Raw genomic sequence first — 12,424 nt, forward strand, 5'->3', positions numbered from 1 at the left:
TAGGAAGTTACATGAAATTGATGAAAATTAAATTCGAATATCTACAATTCATGTCGATAGATGTCGATATACTATTCATACGTATTGGTTTATGGCCAAGTTGGGAGTGGGGAATATGAAAAGCACGCGGGAAAACGCGTTGGGGAAAATGGGATTGACCATTCGGATGAAGTTGTTGGCTGGGTTTCTGGTTGTAGTCGCACTGTTTGCCTTTGTAACTACATATGCCTTGACGCAGATTCAGGGGATGGCCGATACTTCTGAAGAGATCGATCAGACGTGGATGCCAAGCGTCAGGCTGCTTGGGATGATGAACGGCGATGTTTCAGACGTAGAGCGTCAGGCTCTTGCAGCCATTGTTGAGACGGATGAGAATTCAATCGCAGAGATAAGTGAATCTTTAGAGCAGCTCCAAGTCAAGATTGAGGATGAGCGAAAACAGCTGCTTGAGCTCATTAAGGGCAATGCCGAAGCGATGGCGCTATATGATACGTTCAGTACGAACTATGAGGCCTACTTGGCCAAAATGTCTGGATTTGTCGAACGAGGTATGGCTAACGACTTTGATGAAGCTAGCAGGCTACATTCAGAGGCATTTCCATTATGGGATACAGCCAATGATACTATTGCTCAGCTAATTACGATGAGTAATGAATTAGCGGGACAAGCTACAGCTGACTCGTTGGATGAAGCCAATAGTGCTTTTATTATCATTTTGGTAGTAACCATTATTGCCTTTCTGATTGCACTCTTTATCGCTTTCTTCATTGCAAGTATCATCTCGAGACCAATTCAGAAGATGAACGAATCGGCAATGCGTATTGCAAACGGTGATCTAACCGGTGAAGCGATTACGCTTAAAAATAAGGATGAGCTTGGCACGCTGGCTGCTTCCTTCAATACAATGACAGGCAACTTGCGTGCGATGATTCAGTCCGTTTCCATGACATCCGAGCAGGTAGCTGCTTCGTCGGAAGAACTGCTTGCGAGTGCAGAGCAAAATACGCAGGCATCCGAGCAAATTTCCGCAACTGTGGAGCAGCTTGCTGTGGGCACATCTGACCAGGTGAATATTGTGAAACGTTCTTCCCAGGCGATGAGCGAAATGGCCATCGGTTCAGAACAGATTGCAGAGCTTGCTCAGAGTGTATCTGTATCGGCTGTGGATGCTGCGAACCAATCGGCTGAAGGGAATATGATTATCCAGCAGGCTGTGGATCAAATGGGATCCGTGCGTACGTCCATTGCATCACTTACAGAGCTCGTAACCGGGCTTGGAGAACGTTCTGCAGAGATTGGCAGCATCACGGAGGTCATCAACAATATCGCCCGTCAAACCAACCTTCTTGCATTGAATGCTGCGATCGAGGCTGCACGTGCAGGGGAGCACGGAAGAGGTTTCGCTGTTGTTGCCGGAGAAGTTCGTAAATTGGCAGAAGAATCATCGGAATCCGCACAGAAAATTACGGACCTGGTGCAGCTCATTCAGAATGACACGAACCATGCGGTACAGGCCGTAAAAGTGAACAGCAGTGAAACAGAAGCCGGAATAGAGATGGTAACTGCGGCAGGACAAGCCTTCGAGCAAATCTCAGAAGCAGTGAACAAGGTCGCTGGTGAAATTCAGGAAGTATCTGCCGGATCCGAAGAAATGTCAGCAAGTACGGATGAAGTGGTTCGATATGTGGATCAAATCTCCAATATTGCTGAAGAAGCATCAGGCGGGGTACACAATGTATCTGCAGCAACTGAAGAACAGCTGGCTTCCATGGAAGAGATTGCGTCATCGGCTGGTTCTCTCTCCAAAATGGCAGAAGAATTGCAAGAACAGGTCAATAAATTCAAAGTATAGAAAATATCAGAGAAGGTTACTTCATGCGCGCAGACCTGCGTCATGAGTAACCGTCTTTTTTTGCTCTAAAGCAATATGGACCTATCTACTTTTCGAGAAGGGAAGGAATTCCTGAAGCAGCTTTTAGGAATTTGAATCAATAAAGCGGCAGTTTTTGCTGATTTTAGACGTAGTAATGTTTACCACTTATGGAATTTGCAAATGTGATGGTGGGTATATGGACCTATATACTGTTTTAGTTGAAATAACCTATCCGTAGCAGCTGGAAACGAAGTGGTATCAAATAGTTACAATATTTTAACCTTTAGAACATGCTTAATATTCATGTTGTTTTTCAAGTTGATGCCGGTTTAACTCCTGATCCTTAGTGCTCAATAAGCCTGAGTTGAATACAGGACTTTGGTCTGATGATCACGATGGACAGCCCGTTTACAATGGGGCAAGCCCGGAGAGAACGAAGCCAGGTTAAAATTCTGTAACATCAGGGGGAACACGACATCATGAACTGGAAAAGTAAAATCATTACCGCGAGTCTAACAGCAACGATGCTGATGGGAAGTCTGACGACAGGAGCACTAACGGCACCGGTATCCGCAGCAACGGCCGAAAACGCCAAACTGAAAGTGATCTGGGGAGTTAACATGCGTACTTCACCATCATCTTCTGCGAGTGTAGTTCGTATGGTGGGCAAAGGGGAAACCATTACCGTACTTCAACAATCCGGATCCGCATGGTATAAAGTAAAAGATTCCAGCAACCGGACAGGATACATATCCTCTTCTTCTAAATACACCAAAGCCGTTAGCGGCAGCACAACGACATCGGGTTCCAGCAGCACTTCTGTAACAGGCAGCGCAGCTGTGGAGAAAGTTATTGCTGCTGGGATGAAATATTGGGGAACGCCTTATGAGTTCGGAGCGAGCAGAAACAGTACGGCTACGTTCGACTGCTCCAGCTTTGTGCGCCAGGCATTTATTGATGCCCTTGGGATCAAGCTTCCTGCAGATTCACGTCAGCAGGGGACTTATGTAAAAGGCAAAGGTAACGTTCAGACGGATTGGAAAAAACTCAAGCGTGGGGATTTGATGTTCTTTATGTCGTATAAAGGCACGAAAGCTTCCTCTTATGCTGGGGTGAACAAGTCTACGGCAAGAATTACGCATGTCGGAATCTATCTTGGCGACGGAAAAATACTGCACACCTATTCCAATGCTGGTGGCGGAGTAACGACCAGTGACATCTCCGGCAAGCACTGGGAACATCGCTTCCTCTATGGCGGAAGTGCACTGTAAAGCTAGTTATTATTGATAGTTCCAGGCTCGCTTTGAATTCGAATGAACTGAGTGACGGAAAAAGGATACAGCAAAAAAGACCTTCCATCATCGCCGAACAGGCAGATGGAAGGTTTTTTGGTTTTTCTTTTCAAGCCTCTAATCCTGGTAGTAGAGACGGAACAGTATATCCTGATTATAGTTGCCGAATCCCTCACCGTATAAGGTAAGACCTCCTACATGCTGGGCATCTTCTTCTACCGACAATCGCAATGTCCATTGATTGCGCTCGACCGGAATATCCGAGAGTGTTACTTCAGAGACGCGCTGTCCATCAATAAACGTACCTTCCTGCGTGATCCGCAGCACTTTCAGCATGCCATACTGATTGACACTTTCACTCCACCAGTCAGGCGTGAATACGCCGCGGCCATTCCCTGAATCACCTGGGCTAGTCCATTCACCGACCTGTATTCCGTTGAGCATAAAGGTAATATCCGAGGGCCAATTGGGATTGACCGAAGGCGCTTCTGAACCGATCTCCAGCGATAATTCAATCGAGTTGATCTGCTGTCCCGGTAAGAGGTAGTTTGGAATTTTGTATTCCACAAATCCACGTCCGAACCAGAGAATATTGGCGTGCATCCGCTCGGGATCCAGGAAATATCGCGGGTCATCATATTGCCCGATCACATGATTGACTGTAGCCAGGCCGCAGGTGGGATAAACGTCAAAATGGGTATAATGCCCGACGGGTACAGCAACCTCATGCATCTTGTTCGACATACCGGTATCCTGCGGCATGGAGATGCCGATCCAGTCGATCGCAAGGCTGTTCATTTTGTGGGTACCGCCGTCCTTGCGGACCATCTTGGATTGAATGATTCCGACATCCTGCAGCTTGCGAACGTGCATCGTTACGATGGCGCTGCTTAGTCCAAGTGAGGCAGCAATATCTTTTACGTTCATTGGGTTCTCGGCAACAAGTCGTATAATCTGCAAGCGCACTTCACTGGCAAGTGCTTCGTATAAGGGCAGCCATTCGGCATCCGTATTTGCTCTAATCATGGGGTTCCTCCATTATTGGATATAGAATTAAGTTAAACATAAATCCATCAAAAAGAATAACATTTTTAAAAATTCAGGTTGAAATTAGGTTTATAATCGATTTTAATATAAATATGAACGTTGATCCATAGATTATCAATTAATTTTTTTATTAATCTTAAGGAGCTGAACTTCACGATGGTAAAAGCAAAAATGACGGTAGACAAGGATTTCACGATTGGTGCAGTCGATAAACGTTTATACGGTTCATTCATTGAGCATCTCGGACGCGCCGTATATGGCGGTATTTATGAGCCGGGGCATTCCTCTGCGAACGAAGCGGGATTCCGTACGGATGTGCTGGAGATGGTCAAGGAGCTGCAGGTGCCGATTGTACGCTATCCTGGGGGTAACTTTGTATCCGGTTACAATTGGGAAGACTCCGTAGGACCCGTTGCAGAACGCAAACGCAGACTTGAGCTGGCTTGGAGAACCATTGAGACCAATGAATTCGGTTTCAACGAGTTCGTGGATTGGTCCAAACTTGCGAATTCCGAAGTCATGATGGCCGTCAATTTGGGCACACGGGGCGTAGATGCAGCCCGGAACATCGTGGAGTACAGCAACCATCCGGAAGGTTCATATTATAGTGATCTGCGGATCAAGCATGGTTACAAGGAGCCGCATGCGGTCAAGACCTGGTGCTTGGGTAACGAGATGGACGGCCCATGGCAGATCGGTCACAAAACGGCAGAAGAATATGGACGGGTTGCGCTTGAAGCAGCGAAAGTCATGAAATGGACTGATCCAACGATTGAGCTGGTTGCCTGCGGAAGTTCTTCACTGGGCATGCCAACGTTCCCGGAATGGGAAGCAACTGTGCTGGATCATACCTATGATCATGTGGAATACTTGTCACTCCATCAGTATTATGGTAACGCGGATGATGATACGCCTACCTTCCTGGCGCGTTCGCTGGAAATGGATCGGTTTATTGAGACCGTCATGGCAACCTGTGATTACATCAAGGCGAAGAAGCGCAGCAAGAAAACGATGTATCTGTCTTTCGATGAGTGGAACGTGTGGTACCATTCCAATGAAAGTGACAGGAAGCTGGATCCGTGGCAGATTGCACCTCCGCAGCTGGAGGATGTATACAACCATGAAGATGCGCTGCTTGTGGGCTGTATGCTGATTAGCATGCTTAAGCATGCGGATCGCGTGAAGATGGCCTGCCTCGCACAATTGGTCAACGTTATCGCGCCGATCATGACGGACACAGGTGGTGCTGCCTGGAGACAGACCATTTTCTATCCGTTTATGCACGCTTCCGTCTTTGGACGTGGAACAGCACTTGTGCCATTGATTCAATCAGCGAAGTACGATACGAAACAAATTACGGATGTACCGTACCTGGAAGGGATTGCGGTGCATAATGAAGAGCAGGGTGAAGTAACTGTATTTGCCGTGAACCGTCACCTGGAAGATTCTCTTCAGCTTGAAGTCGATCTGCGCAGCTTCGGACAATGCAGCCTGCTGGAGCATATCGTACTGGAAAGTGACGACCTCAAAGCCGTGAATACGGCTGCACAGCCGAATCGGGTGGCTCCACATAACCGCGGCGGGGCAGAAGTGTCGGGCACGCTGGTTACTGCAAGTCTGGCGAAGGCTTCCTGGAACGTGATCCGTTTGAAGATTCAATAAAAATAAGTGTAATTGAAGAAAAGGATGTTTCCGTCATGACGTGACGGGAACATCCTTTTTACTATTCAATTTAACGGGTCTTTACCCAGCTCCGATTTTGAATCAAATACGAAACTTTCGCCATCCCGGGGAATGAGAACCTGCCCGTCCAGCTGTTCGGAAGCCAGATAACTGGCGAGATCCAACCGGGTCATCATGCAATGGTTAATGGCATCCATATGAACGGCGATAACATGTGCATCCGGTGCATGCCGCTTCACAGCAGCTACATCCGGTCCGTCCATGGTGATTGGATCACCCTGGGTAAAACGGGCACCTCCCGCGTTCACAACGATCACTTCCGGTTGGTATCGCTCTATGGCCTCGGCCGGTTCTTCGCACCAGATTGTGTCTCCGGCAATATACGATACGGGTTCGGCATCGGCCTCAAGCACAAAACCGGATACGTTGCCCATCCGCTCCGCGATTTCCCCTGTCCCATGCTGGCCTGATGTTCGTGCAAAACGCACGGAATGGAACTCATATTTCTCATCCACCGGTTGAACGCTCGTAAAACCGGCTTCGATAAATATGTTCTCATCACCAGGCTGACACAGTAAAGGCACATCCTTCCGAAGCCGTTCCGCTGCAACTGCATCCCAGTGATCGATGTGGGTATGGGTAACAATCACCAAGTCTGGATTGGTGTAATCGGTCTCTGTTTCTGGCAAGGCAGCTCTCGGATTACGTAGATCATTAGGTGTGTTGGGAAAGGCAGGCATCTCTTCAGGATCCATCAACATCGGATCAACCAGAATATTTAGACCGGCATATTCAAGCCACAGGGTGGCATGACGAATCAATTGAATTTTCATTGCAGCTGCACTCCTTCATGATAGGTATATATTCTCCTATATGGTATACAACCCGTTTTTGCGGTAAATAACACGCATAACCAAGATCTGAGTCGGAGAAGTAAGCTTCAAGTATCTCGTTGTTGCTTTTCGCGCAGGTTTAACTGAAGCAGAATCTCGGCACGGAGCAATTCTTTGGCGGTAAGTAAATGGCCGGTGCGGATGTAAAGCCGTTTACCGTCCTTCAGATGCAGGGCGAGTATGGGCGCGGCGGATAACATCCAACTGCTGGCCCCGGATGATGTAAGTTCTACATGACGTATTGTATGCCAAGGAACAGTCCTTCCCTGTGTAACAAGTGCTTCATCATTCCAAGAGAATAACACGGTGGATCGTCTGGTTAAGCCCGACAAAAACATGAAAAACAGTGGACCTACGATCCACATGCCAATAATGGCAGCAATCGTGTAGGGCAATTTCTCCCATTTTTCCGCGTATTCAACATCATTAATCCAGAGTAGAGCAGCACATAACAGTAAAAATATAAGACACAATGCGCTCCTCCAGAGCACAGTACTCCGGCGATAGCCTAAATGCTGATCACCAAACTCAGCTGTTTCATGTTGCAGAAGCCACTCCTCCTTATTATCTTTGCCCCATAAGCAAACTATGCCGCACTGCAGCGCAGGCGGCACAGATTGGCATTCATTACCCCGGAATTGCCGTGTCACCACCGGTCTCCCGTGCATGGGCGTATAGATCAGCGTAGATGCCTTCGGCTTCGATCAGATGCTGATGCGAGCCTTCCTCGACAATTTCGCCATGCTCCATGACCAGAATCCGGTCTGCGTGCATGACGGTAGACAGCCGATGTGCAATGACAATCGTCGTTCGACCCTGAGATACCGTTTCCAGTGCCTGCTGCACCAGCTGCTCGGTATGGGAATCCAGATTGGCGGTTGCCTCATCGAGAATGAGTATACGGGGCTGGAATACGACAATGCGGGCAAAAGAGATTAACTGACGTTCCCCGGCAGACAGACCGCTACCTCGTTCCGAGAGGCGGGTATCGTATCCTTGCGGCAGCCGTGAGATCATGGCGTGTGCCCCGACAAAACGGCAGGCTTCGATTGCCTGTTCTCTCGTAATATCCTCCCGAAACATGCGGACATTGTCAATAATGGAGCCTGAGAATAGAAAGGGTTCCTGCTGAATAAGCCCCACAATACGGTGCAGCTTGGCCTGAGGCAGCTGCCTGATATCCGTGCCGTCGATTTCAATGCTGCCCTGATCGACATCATAGAACCGATTGAGCAGGGAGATCAGTGTGCTCTTGCCAGCTCCCGTTGTACCCACAATGCCAACCATTTCTCCTGGATAGAGATGCAGATTCAGATGCTGAATGAGTGGGCGGTCTGCCCGGTAGCCGAATGACACATCGTTAAAATCAATTTGTCCCATCACGTCCCGGGGGTCCAGTGAGGAAGCGGTCTCTGCTTTTGGATCTGCGACCTCGGGTTTGGTATTCAGAATGTTCCAGATCCGATCCATGGATACGGTAGTGGACTGGAACGTATTCCATTGCATCGTAATCTGGTTGATCGGCTGGAAGAACTGGCGGATGTAGCTGATAAATGCATAAAGTACACCGACCTGCAGCGATTCGCCCAGCACGGCGCGTCCACCAAGCCATACCATCATCACCAGAGCGGCATTGCCCAGAATGTCAAACGTCCGGTTGAAGATGACATTGGAACGGGCCTGCGTAATGTTGGCCTTCAAGTGTAACTTGTTTTGCTCTGTGAAGCGTTTCTTCTGTTCCTCCTCCTGGTGAAAGGCCTGAATCAGAAACATGCCGGACAGGTTCTCCGCTGTAAAAGCAATCAGGCGGGAGAGACGGGTACGGGCATTTTGATAGGCCTGGCGCAGCTTGCTGCGAAACAGGATGGCCACAATGGCGATAACGGGCAGTACAATCAGCGAGTAACCTGCGAGCACCGGATCAAGCTGGAACATGAAGAAGATAATAAGCACCAGCATCATGCCATCCCGAATCAGGCTGAGCAGTACCTGGGTGAAGAAACTGCTGATTGTCTCCGTATCGCTGGACACATTCGTGACCAGACTTCCGATATGGAAGCGGTCGAAGAAGGACATGGACATTTTGGAAATGTGCCGAAAGAGATCTTTGCGAATGCGGGAGACGATGTTCTGACCGACATGCTGCAGCAGGTTGTTTTGTATATAGGTAAAAATAAAGCTGATTACAGCCAGTGCCAGATAGACGGCAGCCAGTTTTATAAGAAATCCCACGCTGGTCTGGCCAATTGCCAGATGATCATCAATGGCGATTTTGACCAGGTACGGTTGGAGCAGATCGGCGGAGATCCCGAGCAAGGAGCATAAAAAGATGCCCAAAAACGCAAATCGATGAGGTTTGGCGTAGCTCATCATCGCTTTAAACGATGAACGCTTGCTGAGTTCTTTCTCTGTGCCCGAACCCGTATGGTTCCCGGCTGAGGTATGAGGTACGGGGTTCGCTTCGGTATGGGCGCCAGTCTTATGATCCTTCATGATGCAATCCCTCCTCCTGCAAACGGTAGGTCGCAGCATAGAGGCCCTCTGCGGCCATCAATTGCGAGTGCGTGCCTTGTTCAGCGATGTGTCCCTCATCCAGCACAATAATTTCATCCGCATGACGGACGGCGCTGATGCGATGGGAGATAATCAGGGTAGTTTTTCCTTTGCCAATTTCCTTCAGGCTGCGCAGAATGCCACTTTCCGTTACTGCATCAACGGCACTCATACTGTCGTCGAGAATGAGGATCTGAGCCTTTTTGATCAACCCCCGTGCCAGGCTGGTTCGCTGGCGCTGACCGCCGGACAACGTTAGTCCACGTTCACCGAGCAGGGTGTCGAACTGATCCGGGAAGCGAATAATGTTGTCGTAGATCATGGCCTGCCTTGCACTGCGTTCCACGGTGTCCAGCGGTACCTCCCGGTCACTGAATGCGATATTGTCACGAATGGTGGTGCTGAACAGGAAACCATCCTGCGGGACATAGGCAATGCGGGAACGAAGACTTTCCAGCGACAGCTGCCGAATGTCTGTGCCATTCATACGAATCGTGCCTTCAGGCGGTTCATATGTACGAAGCAGCAGTTTGACCAGGGTGCTTTTGCCAGAGCCGGTCTTGCCCACAATGCCCACGGTCTGTCCTGCGGCAATCTTCAGACTGATGTGCTTAAGAGCAGAAGCTGAGCTCCCCGGGTAGGAGAAGGACAAGTCTTCAATGGTAATGTCATTCACGGCATTCAGGGTTTTGGCCCCGGAGACTTCCCGGACATCCGGTTTTTCTGTCAGCAGATCGTTCACCCGTTCAAGGGACGCTCCCGATCGCTGCATGGTATTGATCACATTGCCAATCTGCTGAAGTGGTCCCATAATGATCCGCAAATATAGTGTCAACGCAACAAAGCTTCCGAGTGTAATGGAATTTTGCATCGTCAGAATACCGCCGACAAGCAGGGAAACAACGAGTGAGATGGCCCCAAGCAGTGGCAGCAGCGCTTGAAACAGGGAAGAGAGGCGCACAAGTCGCAATTGCTTTTCCTTAATGGCATCTACAGTTGCGCCGAATCGTGCACGGGCACCATCTTCAATGGCGAACGTCTTCGTCACGCGAATTCCGCCGAGCTGCTCTTCCGCAGATTCGGTCATGTTCGCAAGGGCATCCTGCACATCGCGAGAACGCTTACGGATGCGGGGGCCAAAGAACACAACCAGAAAGGGTATGGCCAGCAAGGGAATGATACTGATCAGAATCAGGCTCATTGGAATGCCGCTAAGCAGCATCATGACGATACAGGAGATCAGCAGAAATGTAGCGTTTGTCATCATCGTCACCCCGTTGGAAATGGCTTCGCGCACGGAGGTAACGTCATTCATGACATAGCTGAGCAGTTTTCCGTTTCCCTGCTTGGAAAAGTAGTGCTCGCTCAATTCGGAAAACTTGCCGAAAATGCGTTCGCGTGTGATGAATTCGAAGCGGCGTCCAAGCCGCATAATCATGAACTGTCCTGTTCCGAAGAGAAGATTGTAGGCGATGGCTATGGCCAGAAGCCATAGGCTGTAACGGATGACCGTATTCATTTGAAGCGCATTCTGCATGAGCTGGTCTGTGAAACTGCCCAGAATACGGGGTAAAGAGGCCTGACCGACATTGGAGGCAATGATCAGCACAACGGCAGTCAGATACACGGGCCAGTTGGAGACGACATAGCTTCGAAGCAATCCTGTCTTGGACATATCTCGGGTTCTCCTTTGTTCAGGTGAAAGTTAGGTAAGGTACGGAGGCAAGAAAAGGGCCGACACCTATAATTAGCGCGTCGTGCCCTCTTACTTTATGCGATCCAGTTTGCTATTTATCCGTTAACGAATGATTTCTTCTTTTCTTATTTTTGCGCTAATTCGAATCATTGTCAACGAAGCCAGGAAGAAGAGCATGAAAGTGAAAATTCGCAGGCCATGCAGACATGTATATGTAGTTTTTTGCACAAGATTACCCTAATGTCGAATTCTCTGAAACATTTTCTGAGGGTGTCCCGTCTGTTTGATTGAAGAAGTCAAAAATAGGGTTTACTAAACTTAGGAGGTGCCAGGAAATGAAACATAAAAAAGGATTGGCTGCAACACTTGCGCTTTGCGTTTCTCTGACGGCTGGAGGTGCTTCTGTATTCGCTTTTTCGGACGTAACTGATGAAGGGCAAAAAAACATCGTGGATTCCCTGAAATCCAAAGGGGTTGTCAGTGGTGTAACGGCGGATCTGTTCCGTCCGGATCAGGCGTTGTCCGAGCCGCAGGGTGTTCAATTGATTGTAAAGGCATTTGGATTGAAGAATGAATATGCTGCGGCATCCGCGCAAAACAAAATTAGCCCGGATACCTGGTATGCAGATGCTGTACAGGCTGCAACCCAGAATGGTCTGTCGATTCCGGTAGAATTGAATCCACAAGGCAAAATGACACGCGAGCAATTTGTTATTTTGCTTCATGAAGGCATCAACACAACCGGGAATTATCCGGTTATTATGAAGTATAATTTTGTTAAGGACGAAAATAAAATTGGTAAGGACGCCATATCTGCAGTCCAGAACCTGCTGAACATGAACATCATTGAACTGGATAAGGACGGCAACTTCCGTCCAGATCAGTCGCTTACCCGTATGGAGGCTGCAAGCATGATCTTCAATGCACTTGAATTTGTGGATAAGCATGGCAATGGCGGCTCAGCTGAGCCAGCTCCAGAGACTCCGGGGGAAGGCCAGCAAGCCATCGTACCTGAAGTGACTACAACCAAGGTTGATGACAAAACAACCAAAGTGAAGCTCACTGCTGAAATGCCTCATCCTGGCTACGGCTTGAAGATTGATGACGTCAAACTGGAGAAGGATGGACGTGCGATCGTGCTGTATTCCATCGTTCAGCCGGATCCGGACATGATGTATCCGATGGTTATCACGGAAGTTACGGCAGAGACGGATATTCCAGCCGGGTATACTGCTGAAGTACAGCCTTCCGGCAAGTAAGACCCATTGTATTGGGAATGAACATTGTTAGATTGATGATGTAAGAAATAACTTCATCGCTAGAAGATACTTAAAACCCACCGCGGCCAGATCAACATGGACGGTGGGTTTTTTGGTGTGTTTGGATT

9 protein-coding genes are annotated in these 12,424 nt (G+C 48.7%); 4 read left to right on the forward strand and 5 right to left on the reverse strand.

The window, feature by feature from the left end; translation table 11 throughout:
• The first annotated feature begins 148 nt into the window (after positions 1-148).
• Positions 149-1,852, forward strand: coding sequence for a methyl-accepting chemotaxis protein (locus AC3RCI_RS05595; RefSeq protein WP_492529806.1), 1,704 nt, complete (start codon positions 149-151; stop codon positions 1,850-1,852).
• Positions 1,853-2,352: 500 nt separating this feature from the next.
• Positions 2,353-3,144, forward strand: coding sequence for a C40 family peptidase (locus AC3RCI_RS05600; protein ID WP_127538058.1), 792 nt, complete (start codon positions 2,353-2,355; stop codon positions 3,142-3,144).
• Between the two features lie 138 nt (positions 3,145-3,282).
• Here AC3RCI_RS05600 and AC3RCI_RS05605 read toward each other — a convergent pair whose 3' ends face one another.
• Positions 3,283-4,191, reverse strand: a complete 909-nt coding sequence (locus tag AC3RCI_RS05605; protein ID WP_492527919.1) for an ArsR/SmtB family transcription factor — start codon at positions 4,189-4,191, stop codon at positions 3,283-3,285.
• 177 nt (positions 4,192-4,368) lie between these two features.
• Here AC3RCI_RS05605 and arfA point away from each other — a divergent pair, with 177 nt between their 5' ends.
• On the forward strand, positions 4,369-5,874 hold the full coding sequence (gene arfA / locus AC3RCI_RS05610; RefSeq protein WP_095288907.1) for an arabinosylfuranosidase ArfA: 1,506 nt from the start codon (positions 4,369-4,371) through the stop codon (positions 5,872-5,874).
• 65 nt (positions 5,875-5,939) lie between these two features.
• Here arfA and AC3RCI_RS05615 read toward each other — a convergent pair whose 3' ends face one another.
• The 4 genes from AC3RCI_RS05615 to AC3RCI_RS05630 form a co-directional block, all read right to left on the reverse strand.
• The gene (locus AC3RCI_RS05615; RefSeq protein WP_492527921.1) at positions 5,940-6,728 is read right to left on the reverse strand and encodes an MBL fold metallo-hydrolase; all 789 of its coding nucleotides are present in this window, start codon (positions 6,726-6,728) and stop codon (positions 5,940-5,942) included.
• Between the two features lie 107 nt (positions 6,729-6,835).
• Entirely contained in the window at positions 6,836-7,456 is a 621-nt protein-coding gene (locus AC3RCI_RS05620) for a DUF5381 family protein (RefSeq protein ID WP_492527923.1), read from the reverse strand.
• Positions 7,416-9,161: an ABC transporter ATP-binding protein gene (locus tag AC3RCI_RS05625; protein ID WP_336781523.1), complete on the reverse strand. Its 1,746-nt coding sequence runs from the start codon at positions 9,159-9,161 to the stop codon at positions 7,416-7,418. Before AC3RCI_RS05625 ends, AC3RCI_RS05620 begins: the two co-directional genes overlap by 41 nt.
• Before the next feature lie 106 nt (positions 9,162-9,267).
• Positions 9,268-11,016 (reverse strand): ABC transporter ATP-binding protein, encoded by a 1,749-nt coding sequence (locus AC3RCI_RS05630; protein WP_336781176.1) that lies wholly within the window; start codon positions 11,014-11,016, stop codon positions 9,268-9,270.
• 356 nt (positions 11,017-11,372) lie between these two features.
• On the opposite strand from AC3RCI_RS05630, the gene AC3RCI_RS05635 reads away from it, so the two are divergent.
• Positions 11,373-12,296 (forward strand): S-layer homology domain-containing protein, encoded by a 924-nt coding sequence (locus AC3RCI_RS05635; RefSeq protein ID WP_471772407.1) that lies wholly within the window; start codon positions 11,373-11,375, stop codon positions 12,294-12,296.
• Positions 12,297-12,424 lie beyond the last annotated feature (128 nt).

The organism is Paenibacillus sp. MT124 (genome assembly GCF_058792755.1).

Excerpts from the sequence above, each read along its gene's own strand:
- AC3RCI_RS05595 (WP_492529806.1), top strand. The coding sequence starts at position 149 with ATGGGATTGACCATTCGGATGAAGTTGTTGGCTGGGTTTCTGGTTGTA.
- AC3RCI_RS05600 (WP_127538058.1), top strand. The coding sequence starts at position 2,353 with ATGAACTGGAAAAGTAAAATCATTACCGCGAGTCTAACAGCAACGATG.
- AC3RCI_RS05605 (WP_492527919.1), bottom strand. The coding sequence starts at position 4,191 with ATGATTAGAGCAAATACGGATGCCGAATGGCTGCCCTTATACGAAGCA.
- arfA (WP_095288907.1), top strand. The coding sequence starts at position 4,369 with ATGGTAAAAGCAAAAATGACGGTAGACAAGGATTTCACGATTGGTGCA.
- AC3RCI_RS05615 (WP_492527921.1), bottom strand. The coding sequence starts at position 6,728 with ATGAAAATTCAATTGATTCGTCATGCCACCCTGTGGCTTGAATATGCC.
- AC3RCI_RS05620 (WP_492527923.1), bottom strand. The coding sequence starts at position 7,456 with ATGCACGGGAGACCGGTGGTGACACGGCAATTCCGGGGTAATGAATGC.
- AC3RCI_RS05625 (WP_336781523.1), bottom strand. The coding sequence starts at position 9,161 with ATGATGAGCTACGCCAAACCTCATCGATTTGCGTTTTTGGGCATCTTT.
- AC3RCI_RS05630 (WP_336781176.1), bottom strand. The coding sequence starts at position 11,016 with ATGTCCAAGACAGGATTGCTTCGAAGCTATGTCGTCTCCAACTGGCCC.
- AC3RCI_RS05635 (WP_471772407.1), top strand. The coding sequence starts at position 11,373 with ATGAAACATAAAAAAGGATTGGCTGCAACACTTGCGCTTTGCGTTTCT.